Origin of the sequence: Pedobacter sp. N23S346 (assembly GCF_048515415.1) — a bacterium.
GTDB lineage: Bacteria > Bacteroidota > Bacteroidia > Sphingobacteriales > Sphingobacteriaceae > Pedobacter.
The window spans coordinates 670,605-690,084 of record NZ_JBLYEE010000001.1 but is presented as its reverse complement, the minus strand read 5'-3'; the positions used below and the strand labels follow the sequence as shown (position 1 = coordinate 690,084).

General features: G+C 36.6%; 20 protein-coding genes. 7 read left to right on the top strand and 13 right to left on the bottom strand.

Annotated elements, in window-relative coordinates:
* Nucleotides 1-27 precede the first annotated feature (27 nt).
* The gene (locus ACN1CD_RS02955) at nt 28-918 is read left to right on the top strand and encodes a bestrophin family protein (RefSeq protein WP_419128753.1); all 891 of its coding nucleotides are present in this window, start codon (nt 28-30) and stop codon (nt 916-918) included.
* 262 nt (nt 919-1,180) lie between these two features.
* On the opposite strand, the gene ACN1CD_RS02950 is transcribed toward ACN1CD_RS02955, so the two are convergent.
* The 5 genes from ACN1CD_RS02950 to ACN1CD_RS02930 form a co-directional block, all read right to left on the bottom strand.
* Complete coding sequence (locus ACN1CD_RS02950; RefSeq protein WP_419128752.1) at nt 1,181-1,957, bottom strand: TerC family protein; 777 nt, start codon at nt 1,955-1,957, stop codon at nt 1,181-1,183.
* A 70-nt stretch (nt 1,958-2,027) separates the two neighbouring features.
* Nucleotides 2,028-2,591: a TlpA family protein disulfide reductase gene (locus tag ACN1CD_RS02945; RefSeq protein WP_419128751.1), complete on the bottom strand. Its 564-nt coding sequence runs from the start codon at nt 2,589-2,591 to the stop codon at nt 2,028-2,030.
* Between the two features lie 67 nt (nt 2,592-2,658).
* Nucleotides 2,659-3,945 carry a hypothetical protein gene (locus tag ACN1CD_RS02940; protein WP_419128750.1) on the bottom strand — a complete coding sequence of 429 codons (1,287 nt, stop codon included), beginning with the start codon at nt 3,943-3,945 and terminating at the stop codon, nt 2,659-2,661.
* 209 nt (nt 3,946-4,154) lie between these two features.
* On the bottom strand, nt 4,155-4,682 hold the full coding sequence (locus ACN1CD_RS02935; protein WP_419128749.1) for a hypothetical protein: 528 nt from the start codon (nt 4,680-4,682) through the stop codon (nt 4,155-4,157).
* Nucleotides 4,675-5,232 carry an RNA polymerase sigma factor gene (locus ACN1CD_RS02930; RefSeq protein WP_419128748.1) on the bottom strand — a complete coding sequence of 186 codons (558 nt, stop codon included), beginning with the start codon at nt 5,230-5,232 and terminating at the stop codon, nt 4,675-4,677. The genes ACN1CD_RS02935 and ACN1CD_RS02930 overlap by 8 nt, the downstream gene beginning before the upstream one ends.
* A 200-nt stretch (nt 5,233-5,432) precedes the next feature.
* On the opposite strand from ACN1CD_RS02930, the gene ACN1CD_RS02925 reads away from it, so the two are divergent.
* The 4 genes from ACN1CD_RS02925 to aspS all read left to right on the top strand — a co-directional run bounded on the left by ACN1CD_RS02925 (nt 5,433) and on the right by aspS (nt 8,732).
* Nucleotides 5,433-5,831, top strand: coding sequence for a hypothetical protein (locus tag ACN1CD_RS02925; RefSeq protein ID WP_419128747.1), 399 nt, complete (start codon nt 5,433-5,435; stop codon nt 5,829-5,831).
* Nucleotides 5,832-5,913: 82 nt separating this feature from the next.
* Nucleotides 5,914-6,138: a DUF2798 domain-containing protein gene (locus tag ACN1CD_RS02920; RefSeq protein ID WP_419128746.1), complete on the top strand. Its 225-nt coding sequence runs from the start codon at nt 5,914-5,916 to the stop codon at nt 6,136-6,138.
* Between the two features lie 19 nt (nt 6,139-6,157).
* Nucleotides 6,158-6,727 carry a Crp/Fnr family transcriptional regulator gene (locus ACN1CD_RS02915; RefSeq protein WP_419128745.1) on the top strand — a complete coding sequence of 190 codons (570 nt, stop codon included), beginning with the start codon at nt 6,158-6,160 and terminating at the stop codon, nt 6,725-6,727.
* A 259-nt stretch (nt 6,728-6,986) separates the two neighbouring features.
* Nucleotides 6,987-8,732 (top strand): aspartate--tRNA ligase, encoded by a 1,746-nt coding sequence (aspS, locus tag ACN1CD_RS02910; RefSeq protein WP_419128744.1) that lies wholly within the window; start codon nt 6,987-6,989, stop codon nt 8,730-8,732.
* Nucleotides 8,733-9,001: 269 nt separating this feature from the next.
* Here the strand turns inward: aspS and ACN1CD_RS02905 are convergent, their stop codons facing one another.
* The 7 genes from ACN1CD_RS02905 to ACN1CD_RS02875 all read right to left on the bottom strand — a co-directional run bounded on the left by ACN1CD_RS02905 (nt 9,002) and on the right by ACN1CD_RS02875 (nt 14,104).
* Nucleotides 9,002-9,439, bottom strand: coding sequence for a hypothetical protein (locus ACN1CD_RS02905; protein WP_419128743.1), 438 nt, complete (start codon nt 9,437-9,439; stop codon nt 9,002-9,004).
* The gene (locus ACN1CD_RS02900; protein WP_419128742.1) at nt 9,426-9,806 is read right to left on the bottom strand and encodes a phage holin family protein; all 381 of its coding nucleotides are present in this window, start codon (nt 9,804-9,806) and stop codon (nt 9,426-9,428) included. Before ACN1CD_RS02900 ends, ACN1CD_RS02905 begins: the two co-directional genes overlap by 14 nt.
* Before the next feature lie 55 nt (nt 9,807-9,861).
* The gene (locus tag ACN1CD_RS02895) at nt 9,862-10,128 is read right to left on the bottom strand and encodes a YtxH domain-containing protein (RefSeq protein ID WP_419128740.1); all 267 of its coding nucleotides are present in this window, start codon (nt 10,126-10,128) and stop codon (nt 9,862-9,864) included.
* A gap of 70 nt (nt 10,129-10,198) precedes the next feature.
* On the bottom strand, nt 10,199-11,248 hold the full coding sequence (locus tag ACN1CD_RS02890) for an AI-2E family transporter (protein ID WP_419128739.1): 1,050 nt from the start codon (nt 11,246-11,248) through the stop codon (nt 10,199-10,201).
* A 68-nt stretch (nt 11,249-11,316) separates the two neighbouring features.
* Nucleotides 11,317-12,729 carry a sigma-54-dependent transcriptional regulator gene (locus ACN1CD_RS02885; RefSeq protein WP_419128738.1) on the bottom strand — a complete coding sequence of 471 codons (1,413 nt, stop codon included), beginning with the start codon at nt 12,727-12,729 and terminating at the stop codon, nt 11,317-11,319.
* A gap of 172 nt (nt 12,730-12,901) precedes the next feature.
* Complete coding sequence (locus tag ACN1CD_RS02880) at nt 12,902-13,681, bottom strand: enoyl-CoA hydratase-related protein (RefSeq protein WP_419128737.1); 780 nt, start codon at nt 13,679-13,681, stop codon at nt 12,902-12,904.
* A gap of 3 nt (nt 13,682-13,684) precedes the next feature.
* A complete protein-coding gene (locus ACN1CD_RS02875) occupies nt 13,685-14,104 on the bottom strand; it encodes a cobalamin B12-binding domain-containing protein (protein WP_419128736.1) in 420 nt (139 codons plus the stop codon).
* A 308-nt stretch (nt 14,105-14,412) separates the two neighbouring features.
* Here ACN1CD_RS02875 and ACN1CD_RS02870 point away from each other — a divergent pair, with 308 nt between their 5' ends.
* Nucleotides 14,413-16,068: a glutamine--tRNA ligase/YqeY domain fusion protein gene (locus ACN1CD_RS02870; protein WP_419128735.1), complete on the top strand. Its 1,656-nt coding sequence runs from the start codon at nt 14,413-14,415 to the stop codon at nt 16,066-16,068.
* A 615-nt stretch (nt 16,069-16,683) separates the two neighbouring features.
* Here the strand turns inward: ACN1CD_RS02870 and ACN1CD_RS02865 are convergent.
* Nucleotides 16,684-17,520 carry an N-acetylmuramoyl-L-alanine amidase gene (locus ACN1CD_RS02865; protein ID WP_419128734.1) on the bottom strand — a complete coding sequence of 279 codons (837 nt, stop codon included), beginning with the start codon at nt 17,518-17,520 and terminating at the stop codon, nt 16,684-16,686.
* Between the two features lie 114 nt (nt 17,521-17,634).
* Here ACN1CD_RS02865 and ACN1CD_RS02860 point away from each other — a divergent pair, with 114 nt between their 5' ends.
* The gene (locus tag ACN1CD_RS02860; RefSeq protein WP_419128733.1) at nt 17,635-19,314 is read left to right on the top strand and encodes a dipeptidyl-peptidase 3 family protein; all 1,680 of its coding nucleotides are present in this window, start codon (nt 17,635-17,637) and stop codon (nt 19,312-19,314) included.
* The last annotated feature ends 166 nt before the right edge of the window (nt 19,315-19,480 follow it).

Genomic DNA, 19,480 nt, shown 5'->3' with positions numbered 1-19,480 from the left:
CGTACTTTCATACGGAAAACCAAACATATGCTTTTAATACAAAACATCAGATTAAGTAGAATTTTAAGAAATACCTGGCATGTTGATCTGATTATGATCGCATCCTGCACCGTAGCATACTTTGTACGCGAATATTTAATTGCCCATCACTTCGAAATCCCATCAATTATTCCAACTGTTTTAGGTACTGCAATTGCCTTTTTTATTGGTTTTAATAATAATCAGGCTTATGATAGATGGTGGGAAGCCAGAAAAATCTGGGGAGCAATAGTTAACGATTCCCGTTCATTTGCACGGGCGTTAATCAATTACGTAGATGACGATGAAGTAAGCAGCAAACGCATTATTTTCAGGCACATTGCATTTCTGTATGCATTAAAAGCGAGTCTCCGTGGAACTGTTGATGAAATTTACATTAAATATCTACCACCAGAAGATCTTGTCGAAATTAAAAAACATACCAATAAGCATAATGCGATATTGAATATCCAATCCAGAGAGTTACAAAAGCTTTCTAAAGAAAATAAAGTTGATGGCTTTCGTTTCCTTGAAATTAATGAAATGCTGGTTCGCTTTTCTGATTCGATGGGCATGAGCGAAAGGATTAAAAACACCATTTTCCCAACAACATACACTTATTTAACTAAGGTATTTATCTGGCTTTTTGTAGTCACTTTCACATTGGTAATTAGCCAATCTGCTGGTCCGGCATCTATCTTTTTGGGTTGGTTAATTGGCTTCGTTTTTGTTTCTACTCAAATAAACGGAATGAGTTTGGTAGATCCGTTCGAAAACAACTCTGCAGGGATTCCCTTAAATCAGATCACCAGAACAATCGAAATTAACCTGCTGCAGATGCTGGAAGAGACAGATATCCCTGAACCGGTAAAACCGATTAATGAAGAGTATGTGCTTTAATTTTTGCCAGGGCTGAAGCTTAACTACAATTGATCATGCTTCTGATTTGAAATATCTGTATTTTTGCTTCCGCTGATTTTCTGAAATATTATTTAGATTTTAGTTAAAGCAAAATGAGGTTGTATCATCATTTTTTATATTAAAATTTGTCATGTTGAGCTTGTCGAAACACCGTTAAGGACATTTTTACAGGTCCTTACCTATCCGTCATCGGATGAATATAGCTAACGTGCCAGGTATTCATCCGATGACGGATCAAAATCTAATTTTTTGGCACATTCCTTAATTCTATTGGCTTTTTGGTATTCTTTTTCATTTTCAAATTAAGCATTTCCACTAACACGGAAAATGCCATCGCGAAATAAACATAGCCTTTTGGAATATGCTGATCTAAGCCTTCTGCTAATAATGAAACGCCAATAAGTAATAAGAAAGAAAGTGCCAGCATTTTAACTGTTGGGTGATTGTTTACAAACTCGCTAATTTTGCCAGCTGAAAACATCATGATAATTACGGCAATAACCACTGCTGCAATCATGATTTCAATGTGCTCTGCCATTCCTACTGCTGTTATTACAGAGTCTAATGAAAAAACGATATCCAATATCAGAATCTGAACAATAGTTGCCCAGAACGAATGTACCTTTGCTTTTCCTTCTTCATCCTCTTCGCCTTCTAATTTATTATGAATTTCATGCGTACTTTTATAGATCAGGAACAGTCCACCAATAATCAAAATCAAATCACGACCAGAGATTGCCAGTTTCTCATACCATTCTCCACCATTCATACCAATCCAGCTTCCGATATTAAATAACGGCGAAGTAAGTGTCATGATCCAGCTAAGGGAAAGTAATAACAATACCCTGGTAATCATAGCAAGACCTAAACCCAACTGCCGGGCTTTTTTCTGTTGATCTTTTGGTAATTTACCTGAAAGAATGGAAATAAAAACGATGTTATCAATGCCTAAAACAATTTCAAGAAGTGTTAGGGTTAGGAGTGAAATCCAGGCTTCTGGAGTACTTAAGAAATCCATATAATAGTTTTATCTGATACGGCGAAGATAAATAAAATCATTACCGTTTATGGAACATATTTTTGGACATTTAGTTTTGGCCAGCTATAGGAAGATTTTGAATTTCTGCTTCCAGTTTCGATTCAAAAATCAGAGATTTTTCCTTGAATTCTTCATCAGAAAAAGACATATTAGCCATTGCGAAAAGTATTCTTCCATCTTTTCCAATCAAAATATTCGATGGAAAACCATGATTAATATTTAGCTTTGCAAGCTCTTCCCTGCTCAGCGAAATAACCTGGTAGCGATAAGGCACTCGTTTTTGAAAACGTCTTGCTTTTTGTGGAGGATCATGTGTAATCCCGATAAACCGAACTCCCCTTTTCCCGTATTTCGCAACCAGCTTGTTTAACTCCGGCATTTCTGCTATACAAGGCGGGCAGTTCTCAAACCAAAAGTTAATGACCACAATTTCATTTTTCAATTGCTTACTGGAGAGTTTCTTTTCATCTACCGTTAGCCCTTGAAAAACTGGCAGTGGCTTACCAATCAAGCCTTCAAAAAAAGTCTCCTGGGTTGCCCATTTTACTGGTACATCCTGGGCATTAGCCTTTAATCCAAACAGGATGAATAAAATAAGGTAAGCAATTTTCATATAGGATTAATATAAAAAAGTCCGGCCAATAATTGGCCGAACTATAATATTATTTACTCTAATGCTGCTATTTAAAGGTGACTGAGCCATAGGAAGTTTTTATATTAATGTTTCCTGCACCGCCATTACCAATTTTGCCAGAATATCTCTTCTCTTCATCGTCTTTACTGGTGAGTGAGGATGATACATTTGTACCAAACTTAAAGCCGGCATATGAAGTTGACACATTAAAATTACCATTGTAGCGATCAGCGAAGCCTATTCCTACGCTTACATATTCACCCCCGAAAGTAAAATTTTTACATGCTGGAGTAATCTCACTAATGCTCAAACGATTGTAATCCATTAAGATATTCGCATCACCATTTACCGTACCCAAGGTAACATTTGAATACTCGGCATCAACCGAAATTTTTCCTGAAGATGCAATATTCAAATCTCCATAGGCCTGTTTAGCAACCGCATTACCTTTCACCGTGTTGATGTTTACTTTTGCATATTCTGCATTCAGCAACATGTTACCCCCAATTGTACCTACCGTTAAACCTTTACCGTATTGTATCTTAAGGTCAGCCGATCTGCGAATGCTGTTGATATTCACCCCCACGTATTCAGCATCCAGTTCTAAAGTACCTGCACTGCCAATATTTACCGGACCATTATAACTGTGCTTCACCACACCTGCATTTAATTCCTGAATATCGCATTTGCCATATTGTACATTCACATAGTTATTGCTGTTATTTAAATTTCCGGCAACTAAATTGCCATATTGTATCTTTAAAGATGTTGGACCAGCAAAATTGCCTAAATCTACATTACCATATTGCTGAGAAACGGTAAGTGAGATCGTTGCAGGCATATAGACTACATAGTTAATTTTAACTTCTCGTCTCCAGGTGGTAACACCATTTTTAACGCCGTGACCATAACGGCCATTTCTCTCCGTCATATTGGTTCTAACAGAAATCAGGTCGCCACTTTTACTGGCATCGATGGTAACCGCATCCATCATTTTTTGCGCTTCATTATCAGAATTGCTGTAAGCTTTGATGTCTATATCAATCTTCACCTCTTTTCTATCCCAGGTTTTAATCGTAACAGCACCATATTTATTGTTCAGGTTTACTTTGTCGTTTACATCAACACTGAAGCTTTTACTGAACGATTTAGACTTCTCCGCAGCATTATTTTCTTGTTTCAAAGAAACCATGGTGCTTAAATTTATGTTTTCTGAAACTTTCGTATTTATGGCATAAGATTCGGATGGCATATCCACAACTACGTTTTGTTGGGCATAACTTTTTACGGCAATAAATGCCATAACGGCCAGAAATAGTTTTGTTGTTTTCATTTTCTTGTTGATTAAACATTTAATCGCAGTGCCTGCCGACCGGCCTGCGTTAAATATAGTGAGCGTGTTGTTTTTTTAGTAGCAAGTATATAGTAGCGAGTATCAAGTATTTAGTAGCAAGTATCAAGTATTTAGTAGCAAGTATTTAGTAGTAAGTATCAAGTATCTAATAGTAAGTATCAAGCAGTAAAGATGTATATGACTTTTCCTTAAATCTGATTTACTTTTTTATAATCGTCTACCTGATTAATAATTAATAACTGTTGCTTTAATAGCTGTAATTGAATTTCGCGATTTTTAACCATGGCCTTCACTACAAAAGTTTGATTTGGCGAGGTAGGTAATTCACCTTTTAAGCGTTCATATTCTTCATCCAACTTCCTTAAATCAGCAGTGAATTTTTTATATAATTCTGGATTTGCAGAAGCAAAAATGGCCAGGCTATCTCTTTTCTCTACAATCAGCCCGGCAAACTGAACTTCCTTTTTAGCATAAACAGCATTCACATCAGCGATTTCAATTTCTCCTTTTTGCATTCTTTCTGCGTATAGCCAGCCTAAACCAAATACAACGAGTATAGATGCGGCCACACTTATCCACAAATAAAGCTTTACCGGCTTTTTTTCTTTCTTTTGATCTAATCCTTGTTCAATTTTTGCCCAAAGCCCCGCTGATGGTTCCATCACATCAAACGATCTTCGGTTATCTTTAACAAATGTTTCTAATCTATTATTCATCTCTCATCCCTTTCAAATCTAATATACCTTTCAATTTCTTTTTCGCCCTCATGTATTGCGTGCGACTTGTATTCTCACTTATTTTTAAAATATGAGCTATTTCTTCATGATCATACCCTTCTAATAAGTACAAACTCAATACCACTCTGTAGCCATCTGGCAGTTGGGTAATCGCTTTTCTTACTTCTTCGGCTTTTAGCTGGTTATCGTAATCATCAAAACTCACATCATCCGGCACCTCCGAAATCTCGTCCGTGCTCACGAATTCCATTTTACGTTTTCGCAAATAGTTAATGGATTTGTTGATTACAATCTGCTTCAGCCAGAGCCCAAATGTTGTTTCTTGTCTAAAATCGACAATCCTGGTAAAGGCATCTAAAAAAGACTCCTGCAAAACATCTTCTGCTTCTTCTTCGTAATTTAATATCCGTAAGGCCACATTATACATCGCCTTAGCGTACAATTTGTATAATTCAAACTGTGCCGCCCGGCTGCCCTGCATGCATGCTTTAACTAACTCCAGGTTTTTATCGATATATACCGTTTCCAAATTTTCGAAGATTCTGATTATAAGACAGGAGGGTTTTCAAAACGTTGCATCAATGTAAGAAAAAGTTGAAATAAACTTACAGCATTCCCAGCTATTAAATTACATCATCAAAATCTTTTGGGAGACTAATCTGTTATTTTGGAATGATGATCACTTGATTATTATTTTTAAAGCCTGACGGAAACCTTTAACTTCATACCATGGAAATTGATATAATTACAGAAATAGATACCATCCATCAAAAAGCAAATTCAGCTTTTGAAAGAAAAGACATTGGCATTTACATGAGTCAGTTTGATGATGGCATTCACTACACAAATGCTGATGCAACAGTTTACGATAGAAAAGACCTCGTATACCAAACAGAAAAATACTTCAAAAAGACTAAGGAGATTTCCACTACGTATTACCGCATAAAATCATCGTTTGAAAACGAATTTTTTACAGAAAAGATTGCACGCAAATCTATTGTATTTGAAAAAGGATTGGTGTTTGCAAAAAAGAAAACGGTACAAACAGAAGAAGTTTTCAACTGGAAAAAGATAAACGGGAATTGGAAAGTAACTGCTGTTCAGGTGGTGTTAGAGGAAAAGTATTAGCGAATAAAACCCAATATTTATTGACCTACATCAAAGTTTAGCTTTTTTTATCCTTGCACCTTTGTTTTAAAACAAAAACAAAATGAAGAAAGTATATTTTAAATACCTGAACACACTACTGGTTGTTATTCCTATGACTTTAATTATGGCTTTTGTGGGCCTGATGCGTAACTACGGTTTTGGAGAAGATTGGTTTATTAAATTCCTAAAAGCCTGGAGTATTATGGTACCGGTTTCCTACCTCTCTGCCTTTATTATTATTCCTAACGCCCGTAAACTTGCAGAAAAAATTGCATCAAAAAGCTAAATACGCTACTTTGCAAGCTATGCATAAACAGTTTTCCAGTTATATCAAAGATCGGATTAAGATTAGCGATGACGACCTGAAAACTGTTTTTTCATTTTTCAGACTACTCAAGGTAAAGAAAAATGAATTTCTGGTTAGCCCTGGGAAGACCAACAGCAAGATCTATTTTGTAACCAGCGGCTGTTTAAGAATCTTTTTTCTTACGGAGAACGGTACTGAAGCAACCAGACTTTTTGCTTTCGAAAATCAATTTGCAACAGCGCTGGTGAGTTTTGTAACCGCATCAGAATCACTGGAGTTTGTTCAGGCCGTAGAAGAAACCATGGTACTAAGCATCAACAAAGCAGATTTCTACCATCTTTTAGAAATTATCCCACAATGGGAAAAGCTTTATCGCCATTATCTTGAATATGCGTATGTAACCAATACCAACAGGCTAATGTCTTTTATTACTTCGGATGCCCTGGAACGCTATCAGCAATTATTAAATCAGAATCCAATTGTGGTGAAGCGATTATCCAATAAAATGGTTGCATCATATTTGAACATATCGCCAGAAACACTGAGCAGGTTGAAGTCTAAAGGTTAACACCTTTTTAGGAATGATTGAATTTTGAATGATTGAGTGTTAAATGAGGGAATGTTGAATGATGGAATTTTGAATGAAGGAATTTTGAATGAAGGAATGAGAGAATTTTGAATGATAGAATGGGTATTTAACACTGATATTTATCTGTTAAAGAACCTGCTTAGCTTAAACTCTTTAGGTGGCAAAAAAACCTGGGATCTTCTATTCCAAAGTTTAAAACAAAATCGGTATTTTTGCCGCTCAATTTAGATTACAATATATGTTAAGAACAGTAACTTGTGGTGCACTAACCCTTAATAACTTAGGTGAAAGTGTAACCCTGTGTGGTTGGGTGCAAAAATCAAGAGATTTAGGTGGAATGACTTTTATAGACATTCGTGATCGTTATGGGATTACACAGCTGGTTTTTAACATGGATGATAACCATGAACTTTGCGAATCGGCACGTTCATTGGGTCGCGAATTTGTAATTAAAGCCACTGGTACAGTAGTAGAGCGAAGTAATAAAAATCCAAAAATGCCAACTGGTGATGTGGAAATTAAAATTGCAGCCTTGGAAATCTTAAATGCAGCAAAATTGCCTCCTTTTATGATTGAAGATGAAACGGATGGTGGCGATGAATTACGCATGAAGTACCGTTACCTGGATTTGCGCCGTAACCCGGTCCGCAATAATTTGGTTTTACGTCATAAAATAGCACAATCGGTTCGCCGTTATTTAGATGCACTTGATTTTATTGAAGTAGAAACTCCGGTTTTAATCAAATCTACTCCAGAAGGTGCCAGAGATTTCGTAGTGCCTAGCCGCATGAATGAGGGTGAATTTTATGCCTTACCTCAATCACCACAAACTTTTAAGCAATTGCTGATGGTATCTGGTTTCGACCGTTATTTTCAAATTGTAAAATGCTTTAGAGATGAAGATTTAAGAGCAGATCGCCAGCCTGAATTCACTCAGATTGATTGCGAGATGTCTTTTATTGAACAGGAAGATATTTTAAATACGTTTGAAGGCTTGATTCGTACTTTATTTAAAGAGGTACGTAATTATGATTTACCTGAAGTACCGCGGATGCAATATGCTGATGCGATGCGTTTATATGGTTCTGATAAACCAGATACTCGTTTTGACATGAAATTTGTGGAACTGAATGATCTTGCAAAAGGTAAAGGTTTTCCAGTTTTCGATAATGCTGAACTGGTTGTTGGGATCAATGCAAAAGGCGCTGCCAGCTACACCCGCAAGCAGTTAGATGAATTAACAGATTTTATTAAACGCCCACAGATTGGTGCTACTGGTTTGATCTATGCTCGTCATAATGAAGATGGAACGATTAAATCTTCGGTAGATAAATTCTTTAATGAAGAAGATTTAAAACAGTGGAGTGAAGCTTTTGAAACTGAAAAAGGCGATTTACTTTTAATTTTAGCTGGTTCTACAGAAAAAGTTCGCAAGCAATTAAATGAACTTCGTTTGGAAATGGGTAACCGCTTAGGCCTTCGGGATAAAAATACATTCTCTGCGCTTTGGGTATTGGATTTCCCTCTTTTAGAATGGGATGAAGAAACGGAGCGTTACCATGCCATGCATCACCCATTCACTTCACCGAAACCAGAAGACATTTCTTTACTGGATACTGATCCTAAAAATGTTCGTGCCAACGCTTACGATATGGTAATTAATGGTACAGAAGTTGGCGGTGGATCTATCCGTATTCATGATCGTACACTTCAGGCATTAATGTTTAAACATTTAGGTTTTAGTGCAGAAGAAGCGCAAAAACAATTTGGATTCTTAATGGATGCCTTTGAATTCGGCGCACCTCCACACGGCGGTATTGCTTTCGGTTTCGATCGATTAACCTCTATCTTTGCAGGTCTGGATTCTATTCGCGATGTGATTGCTTTCCCTAAAAATAACTCTGGCAGAGATGTAATGATCGATAGCCCAAGTACGATTGATGATAAACAATTAAAAGAATTGAAAATTAAGACGGATTTGTAATAATAAGTTCATTCGTTCACTGGTCATTGGTTCAATGGTCCAGGAGCATAAATAGCATGGCTTATTATTTAAGTGCAGAAAATAGGATTATTTCTATCTTTGGTAAGACACCAACACAGTAGGTCAAAAGACTTAGGGCTAATTGACTAGACGCCAACTAGTAGATTAGATTAAATAAAAAGCCTCAGAATTTAAAATCCTGAGGCTTTTTATTTATATAGTTTTTGCTCTTTGCTAACTAATGAACAGATGACAAATGAACCACTATACTAATACGTTTCGCTGTCTGGCGGAATGCCATAGTCAATAAATTTCTTTGCTTTTTTATCTTTTCGGGTACCAAACCAGCCTTTTACAGAATTATAAATAGCTGATAAATGTTCAGCATCTAAAGATTTCCCCACTTTTCCAGAGACAAGGCCGACGGCTGCTTTTGTTAAGAAACCTGCGCCTCTAAAAAGCGTTTTGTTCATCACCATTGGTAGCAATAAAGACATAGCAGTACCACTAATATTTAATTTATCATCTGCTTTAAATAAATTACCAGGAGTAGCGTACTTTTTAATTAATGCACCGAGCGTGAATTGCTTTGCAAATGTTTTACTATCGGCAACCAACAAATTTTGTTTAAGCGTATATTCTACCTTAAGTTCTAATTTTTTAGCCTGCAGATCTTCCAGATTGCTGATGTTTTTATAACTTCTCATCTTCTTCCTCCTTATCTGCAAGTTTGTTGAAATACTTATTGATCGCGATATTAATAATTGCCTTTTCGATATATTTATCTTTGGTTAAATATACTATAACGGCAAGCAAAATATAAATTAATGATACGCAACCAAACCCTGCGGTATAGCTACCCAAAACACTGGATAAGAAGAGTGCTAACGTTACGCTACCAAATAAAAACGCCAGGGTGAAGCATACAATTACTGCCGTACTAGTAACTAAATCGGCAAATATTTTAGATACCTTTTCTAAGAGGTAAAGTCGGGTATATTCTACTCTAGCCTCTAAATAGCCTTTGGCATCCTCGAAAATATCCTCGATACCTTTCTCTTTATTTTCTTGCATAGTTAAGATGAAATTTAACTGGGCGCAACTAAACGCCCAGCTATTATTTTATTGCTTATGCGTGCTCTACGTCGTCACTATACTCATCTTCAACACTTCTCAATTTGGTTTTAATTGAGGTTACGACTTTATCTTTCAAGCTAGACAAGTTGTTAATTTCATCAGCAGCTTTGTCTTTAATAGAATCGCCTAGATCTTTTAAAGACTGGCTTAATTTGTCGCGGGTTTCATCACCTTTATCTGGTGCGAATAAGATACCTAAAGCGGCACCAGCAGCTAATCCTGCTAAAAGAGCAACTACAACTTTCGAGTTATCATTCATAATCATGTATTTTAAGGGTTTAACATTCTAATATAAGAAATACTATATTATTTAATTGTTAAGCTATGGATTATAACTCATTATGCTCAATATTTGTTTTAATTCTTTCTAATCTTTCTGAGGCCAATGTACTGGATTCATAAATCTTAATCAGCAGAATAAAATAAGATAGCAAAAGTGGTCCAAAAACAAGCCCAAGTATTCCAAATAATGGAATACCAATAATTACGCCAATTACCGTGATAATTGGATGAATATTTCCAACTTTTTTCGCAATAATGAACCTGAGTACATTATCGATATTAATAACCACAATAAAGCCGAAAGCAAGCATGGCCCATCCTTCAAAGTTATGCCCGTTTACAATTTGCAAAATAGCTGCAGGCACGAATACTACTGGTGGCCCTAAAATAGGTATAAAGGAGATAAATGCGGTTATCACTCCCCAGAACACAGGATCCTGATAGCCCAACACATAAAATGATAAACTTACAAGAGCGCCCTGCACCAAACAAATTAAGCCCTGGCCCAGTACATTTGCAAATGTGGTATTTTTCATTTCATTCCCAAAACGAAGGGCGTTCTGCTCGCGGAAAGGTGCATATTTTACCAGCGAGGCTTCAAATTGCTTTCGCTCAATCAGCATAAAGTAGAGTAAAAAGTACATCACTAAAAGACTGAGTACAATATTTACAGCGCTTGATATTAATGATGGAAAAAGTTGGCTTGCCCAATTGCCCATTCTGTTTAACCCTTCCTGAATTAAATGTTCATTAACTTCGAAAGGCAAAAGGTGCTGAAGTTTAACCAATAAATTTTTAAAGAAGATTTCATTATGCCTTAGTTCGGAAATTTTACTAATCACCATACTGCTCAGGGCATAAAAAGGAAGTACGATCAGCACCACACTAATAGCGATGATCAGGATGGCAACAAAACGTTTGTTCCAGTTTTTAACTTCGGCCAAATGAATATAAATCGGGCGAAAAATGGTATATAATACTAATGTACTCAGTATTGCCGAAAAAATATCTTGTAAAGAATATGCAATGAGAACACCAAGCGCAATAATGATAACAAGATTAATATTTTGGCGTTGTTTATAAGAAAATACTGACATAAGTTAATGCTCGGTACATCATAAATAGCAAAAGCAATCAATTTGTTTTAAAGATAATTATATTACAATTATCCATCTAACTTAATAGCTTTCATCTTATTGTAAAGCGTTTTTCGATCTATTTTCAAAATTTGTGCAGCTTTGGTTTTATTGAAATTAACCTTCATTAAAACATTCAAAATCGCATTATATTCTGCCTCTTGTGCAGCATTCTTTAAATCAACGCGTTTATCTTTACCTTCTGTTTTTGTTTGGGCAAGGGATTTATCCGTTGTGTAATCTTTAACGTAATTCAACAGTTCTAAGGGTAAAACATCTACCTGAATTTCGTTACCATCTGTCAATAATGCCAGTCTTCTTACTACGTTTCTTAACTCGCGTACGTTACCTGGCCAGCCATAATTCAGAAAACATTTTTTAACTCCTTCAGAAAAGCCCTTTATCTTTTTATTTAGTTCGGTATTGGCAACTGTAAGAAATTGATTGGCAAAAATCAACACATCGTTGCCACGTTCTTTAAGCGAAGGTATATGAATAGAAAACTCATTAAAGCGATGAAATAAATCTTCTCTAAAGGTCCCTTTATCAATATTTATGGCCAGATCCTCATTCGTTGCTACAATGATTCTAACATCAAGTTCAATTTCTTTTGTACTGCCAATACGTTTTATTTTCCGCTCCTGGACTGCTCTCAATAAAGTTGCCTGTATCTCATAAGATAAATTACCAATCTCATCTAAAAAAATAGTACCGCCATTTGCTAACTCAAAATGACCTATTTTGGTAAATAATGCGCCGGTAAAGGCACCTTTTTCATGTCCGAAAAATTCGCTTCCGGCAAGTTCTTTTGTTAATGAACCACAGTCCATTGCCACAAAAGGCCTATCTCTTCTTAAACTATTTAAATGGATAGATTTGGCTACGCATTCTTTACCTGTGCCACTTTTGCCGGTTAGAATAATGCTATATGAAGTAGGCGCTATTAACTGAATTTGCTTAAAGAGTTTCGCAGAAGCATCACTTTCGCCATCTATATATTCACCATAATTTACGTAATCTGGTTCCCTGTCGGTACCAGTTCTGCGCTCTGTACTACTTTTTATTTTTTTTAAAGTTTTTTGTGCTGCTAATGCTTTCTTAATGGTATCTAAAATTTCATCTGGATATAGTGGTTTAGTGATGTAATCATACGCCCCTAGTTTAATCAATTCTACTGCGAGCTTGATATCAGAATACCCCGTTATGATAATTACACTGGTGGAAGGATAGTCTTCTTTTACTTTTATTAAAATTTCACGGCCATCTGTATCATGAAGACGATAATCGCAAAGAATTAAATCAAATGTTTCTTCCGCCAGAATTTTCATCGCAGAGGCACCAGATACAGCATTTGCCACTTCAAAACCATCTCTAGTAAGAAATTTTGAAAGTAGCAATCCTATATTCACTTCATCATCTACTATTAAAATCTTCTTTTTCATGAGCGCTATACTGTTGTTTGGCTAAAAAACCTCCAGATTAACGGATAGAAACTTTCTTAAGAAAGCATGTTACCTTTGACAATCAAAAGGGATACATAACCCGTTCAAACGTTTTTAAATTGGAAATATTCCTCAAATTAATATAAAAAACGTAACTAATCGGCTGCTTTTTTTAATTTCCTTTAAAAGAGGCTTTGCGTTTATCAACAAATGCAGATACACCCTCTTTAAAATCATTCGTTTCAAAACACTTTCCAAATTCAGCTATCTCAACCTCAAAGCCATTAACTTCATTAATGGATGCATTAACGGATTTTATTACAGCTGCAACGGCTAACGGTGCACGTTGTTTAATGAGATTTAATATTTCTTCTGCTTTCGCAATTAAATCTGCCTGCGCTACGGTATGGTTCACCAGACCAATTTTTAAAGCTTCACTGGTCGTGATCATCCCCGCCGTGGTAATTAATTCAATTGCTTTTCCTTTACCAACCAGCTGGGTTAATCTTTGCGTCCCACCATAACCTGGAATTAAGCCCAGAGTTACTTCCGGCAAACCTAATTTAGCTGTGTCTGCTGCCACCCGCATGTGGCAGGCCATAGCCAATTCCAAACCTCCGCCCAATGCAAAACCATTAATGGCAGCAACGAACGGTTTGGTTGATTTTTCAATTGCATCAAATACATTAATTTGTCCTGCTCGGGCTAATTCTTCGCCCTGTTCGCCAGTGTAATCAGAAAATTCTTTAATGTCTGCCCCGGCTACGAAAGCTTTTTCTCCTGCCCCAGTGAGAATCACCCCCCTTACCTCTGCCGTTTTATTCGCAAAGACAATTACATCAGCAAGTTCGTCAAGTGTTGCCTTGTTTAAAGCATTTAATGCCTTTTCACGGTTTATGGTAACGTAAAGTATGTTTTCTTTAATTTCTGAAATTAAATTCTGATATGCCATAGTTTAAAAATTTCTGTTTTCTGTAACCCAATTCTGAATATATTCTACAATACTAGCCATGGTGGTTCCTGGCGGGAATAATTCTCCCACTCCCATTTCTGCCAGTTTTTTACGATCATTTTCTGGTATAATTCCTCCCCCCGTTAACAATACATCATCCAACTGCTTCTCTTTCATAAAATGGATAATTTTTGGAAAAACCGTCATATGTGCGCCAGAAAGAATGGATATGCCAATAGCATCTACATCCTCCTGTAAAGCCGTATTAACTACCATTTCTGGGGTTTGACGTAAGCCGGTGTAAATCACCTCCATACCGGCATCCCGCAGCGAAGTGGCAATTACTTTAGCTCCTCTATCGTGTCCATCCAAGCCAACTTTAGCTACCAAAACGCGTATGGGCCTGTTTAATACTTTGCTCATAGTGAAATATTAAGTGATGTAAATGTATCGAATTTGATGGGATAAGGAAATAGGCAAGAAAAAAATGGAAGATGGGGTAATGGAAAAAGGAGAATGGAAAATAGAAAGTGGGAAATGGAAAAAGGAAAATGGGAAATGGGAAATGGAGAATGGAAAATAGAGAAGATATGAATGGGGAACAAAATAGATTCCTGATCAATTCTTATTCTCTTTTACCTATTCCCTATTCTAACTCATTATCTATTTCATAATACTTATATAATTACGCTCAATCTTTTTACCTTTGCAATCCTAATTTACAGGTTTTTATGAGTGAAGAAAAGTCATTGAACTTTATTGAAGAAATTATTGAGAACGACTTAAATAGTGGTAAGTACGAAACTTTGGTTACACGTTTTCCGCCAGAGCCTAATGGTTATTTACACATTGGCCATGCGAAAGCGATATGCCTAAACTTCGGATTAACACAAAAATATGGCGGTTATACCAACTTGCGTTTTGATGATACCAATCCGGTTACAGAGAAAACTGAATATGTAAATAGTCAGCAGGAAGATATTAAATGGTTAGGTTTTAACTGGAAGAATGAATTGTATGCATCAGATTATTTTGACGAACTATATTCTTTTGCCATTAAACTAATTGAGAAAGGTTTAGCATACGTTGATGAAAGTTCAGCGGATGAAATCGCAGCTTTAAAAGGTACCCCAACTGAACCCGGACAGGATAGCCAATACCGTAACCGCAGCATTGAAGAGAATTTATACATCTTCACCAGAATGAAAAATGGCGAATTTGCTGATGGGGCTTATATTTTGAGGGCGAAAATTGACATGGCTAGTCCGAACATGCTAATGCGAGATCCAATTATCTACCGCATTAAACATGCGGTACACCACCGCACTGGCAACAAATGGTGTATCTATCCCATGTACGATTTTGCACACGGCCAAAGCGATAGTATCGAAAACATCACGCACTCTATCTGTACGTTAGAATACGTTTCACACCGTGAATTGTACGATTGGTTTATCGAAAAACTGGAAATTTTCCCATCTAAACAATATGAATTTGCACGTTTAAACCTTACCTCAACAGTAATGAGTAAACGTAAATTATTGCAACTGGTAAATGACAATTTAGTTAACGGCTGGGATGATCCACGCATGCCAACCATTTCTGGTTTGCGCAGAAGAGGCTTTACGCCAAAAAGTGTTCGCGAATTTTGCGAGCGAATAGGTATTGCTAAAAGGGAAAACCTGATCGAACTAAGCTTACTGGAATTTTGTATCCGCGAAGATTTAAATAAATCAGCCAATCGAGTAATGGCAGTTTTAGATCCAATCAAATTGGTGATTACCAATTATGAAAAAGGAACAGAAGATTTAATCGGCGAAAATAATCCTGAAGCTGAAGATGGTGGTGGCACACGTGTTATCCCTTTCAGCAATGAGCTTTGGATTGAGCGTGAAGATTTTATGGAAGTACCCGCTAAAAAATGGTTCCGTTTGGCACCTGGAGCGATGGTTCGCCTGAAATTTGCTTACATTGTAAAGTGTGAAGACTTTGTGAAAGATGAAAACGGAAACGTAACTGAAATTCACTGTACTTACGTTCCGGAATCGAAAAGTGGAAATGATACCAGTGGCATCAACGTCAAAGGAACGATTCATTGGGTAAGTGTTCAGCATGCTAAAACAGCAGAAATTAGATTATATGATCGTTTGTTCACTTCTGAAACACCAGATGCTGAGGAAGGCGACTTCAAAGATTATTTGAATCCAGAAAGCCTGACAGTTCTTCCAAACGCTTTCATCGAACCGGCTTTGGCTGATGCAGATTTAGATAGCCGCTATCAGTTTATTAGAAAAGGTTATTTCTGCCTGGACAAAGATTCTACCACCGAAAAGTTAGTTTTTAACCGGACGGTAACTTTGAAAGATACGTTTAAGAAACCAAAATAGTTAAGGTATAACAATAGATGAACACGGATGAACTTAGGTTTATCCGTGTTTTTTTATGCTTAATTGTTAAAGAATTGCCAGGAGAATACAGAGATATTAAGGAACCCGATCCAAAAAGGTTTCTCTGGAAAACATTTAATTATTTGCCTTAACTTTTACTTTAAAACCGTGATAATTGCCGTGAAAACACAAAAATCACGGAAACCTATTCAAAATTGTTTACCTGGAAATATTTAACTATTAGCTTTACCCTCTGCTCTAAAACCATGATAATTGCCACGGAAACACAAAAATCACGGAACCCTTATTCTAGAATGTTTCTCTAAAAATATTAACCATTAGCTTTAACTTCTGCTCTAAAACCATGATAATTGCCACGGAAACACAAAAATCACGGAAACCTTATTCTAGAATGTTTCTCTAAAAAATATTAACCATTAGCTTTACCCTCTGCTATAAAACCGTGATAATTGCCGCGGAAACACAAAAATCACGGAAAATTGCTTATTTAGAAAAATATTTAACTATTAGCTTTACCTTCTAACCTAAAATCTTCTGCCATCATCCTTCTTACCCTCTACCTTTTTACCTTCAACCTTTTTACCTTCAACCTTTTTAGTATTTCGTATAAACATTATACAACACCAACAAATCAACGGGTGTAAGCTTCGGAGTAATATCGCTTTGTATAAAGTGACGCTTAAAACCAATAATTGCAGCATTCAAATCACTGGTATCATAGCCCATTAATTTTAGTGCATTTGGCCCATCGAAATCTGCCGGTGGGTTTTGCAACACCTCATCATACCAATAACCAAAGCCTTTTAAAGCCAGTTTTTTCCATGGGAATTTATTTGGATCTGGCTTGCGCTTTGGGGCAATATCAGAATGACCAATGAAATTAGCAGTCGGGATATTATAGGCCTTTTTTAATGTCTCTAATAATTTAACCAGGCTATTGATTTGTGCATCCGGCCATGGATCTGTTGTTCCATTATTATCAAGCTCAATCCCTATCGAAGAGGAGTTTAAATCTGTATCCTTTCCCCATTTACTTACACCGGCATGGTTTGATCGCAGATAATCATTTACCATATGCACTACTTTCCCATCCCTGCTAATCACATAATGTGCACTCGTACCTGCTTTTGTAGAGTGAAATGTCTTAATGGTCTGCCCTAAACTATCTTGCGCTGTATGGTGGAGGATCACAAAATTGGGTTTACGGATTCCAAAATTTACAGAACCCACCCAGGTTTGATTTGTTGGATTGGCCAAATCATATAACTGACCTGTAGGAGGTGTAGCGGAAATGATGCCAGCAAAATCTTTCGTTTTTAGCTTATAAATCTTTTCAGTTGCTGCATATTTATTTGTGCTGCAAGCAGAGATAAGCAAGGCCAATGTTAAAATAGAGGTGACACTGAAAAAAGGAGATTTTATTGAAAACATGGTAATATTTTAATAGAATTTAAAGTTACAAAGTTAGGCTAAACTTCATCCAATACATCAAATTTTATACAAAGCTTTCAAATTTTAGTAATTTAGCCACGATATATTGTAATAATGAAGAAACTATACAAACCCATACTCTTACTGTCTGCGATCGCCTGCTCTGCCAGCCTATTCTCTGCTTGCACCAATACTGGCAAGCCTACAGAAGAAAAAACAACGGTTGTGCAAAAAGATAGCTTAACGGATTATGTTGCCAGCAGACTTCCTATATATGAAAGGGTAAAACTGACGACCAACCTCAACCAGCTAAGCGTTAATGACCGTAAAATTTTACCGCTTCTGATTCAGGCAGCAGAGATTATGGACGAACTTTATTGGAAACAAGCTTACCCGCAGCGCGATAGCCTGATGGCAACTATTAAAGATGAAAAAACGCGTGAATTTGTAAACATTAATTATGGCCCTTGGGATAGACTAAACAACGAAAAACCTTTTGTTGCAGGTGTGGGAAATAAACCAGAGGGTGCTACTTTTTATCCAAGTGGAATTACAAAAGAAGAAATTGAAAAAGCAGATTTAGCTGATAAATATGGGGCCTATTCTGTTGTAAAAAAAGATACGACAGGAAAGTTGATCACGGTGCCTTACCATGTATTATTCGCTTCTGAATTGCAAAGAGCAAGTTCCCTTTTGAAACAAGCAGCACTAATTGCTGACGATGCTGGCTTAAAAAAATATTTAAACCTGCGTGCTGATGCCTTGGTAACTGATAAGTTTACGGCAAGTGATTACGCCTGGCTGGAGATGAAAACAAATGGACTGGATATCATTATCGGCCCCATTGAAAATTATGAAGATAAACTTTTCAATGCCCGCACCAGTTACGAAGCTTATGTTTTAATTAAAGATAAAGAATGGAGTAAGCGCCTGGCTAAATATGTAAAGCTTTTACCAGAGTTGCAAAAAAACCTTCCGGTGCCAGCAAAATATAAAACCGAAACACCAGGCACAGATTCTGAACTTAATGCCTACGATGTAATTTACTATGCCGGAGATTGCAATGCAGGATCAAAAACCATTGCGGTTAACTTGCCGAATGATGAGAAAATTCAACAGGAAAAAGGAACCCGCCGCTCGCAACTCAAAAATGCAATGCAAGCAAAATTTGATAAAATTCTCCTTCCTATTTCGAAGGAACTAATTGATGCCGATCAGCAGCAATATATTAAATTCGATGCTTTTTTTGCAAATGTAATGTTTCATGAGGTTGCACATGGTTTGGGAATCAAAAAAACCATTACCGGAAAAGGTTTTGTTCGTGAGGCTTTAAAAGAACAATATAGCTGGCTGGAAGAAGGCAAAGCTGATATTTTAGGCTTGTACATGGTTACTGGCTTATTAAAAAAAGGTGAGCTTCAAGGCGACATTAAAAGTTATTACACCACCTTTATGGCGGGCATTTTAAGATCAGTTCGTTTTGGCGTATCAGAGGCACATGGCAAAGCCAATATGCAATGCTTTAATTACTTTGCAGAAAAAGGCGCTTTCGAGCGTACATCCAAAGGAACATATAAAGTTAATTTCGAAAAGTTTGCCTCTGCAATGAATGAGCTCAGTGCATTCATTATTACTTTACAAGGGAACGGTGATAAAGCTGCAGTAGAGAAGACTCAAAAAGAAAAAGCGGTTATTCCAGCTACACTTCAGCAAGACCTGGACCGTTTGACCAGAAAAAATATTCCTGTTGATGTTGTTTTTGAACAAGGTGTAGACGTATTAGGCGTAAAATAACAGTAAAACAAATAGCACATTGTTTTTCGATGTGAAAAATAAATCCCTGATTTAAAGACTTATACTTGTCTTTGAATCAGGGATTTTTCTTTTTTTTTAAAACTGCGTAACCTTTTAAAAAAACGTTCGTCTTACTGATAACTAAAAAGGGAGACTATTCGTTTCC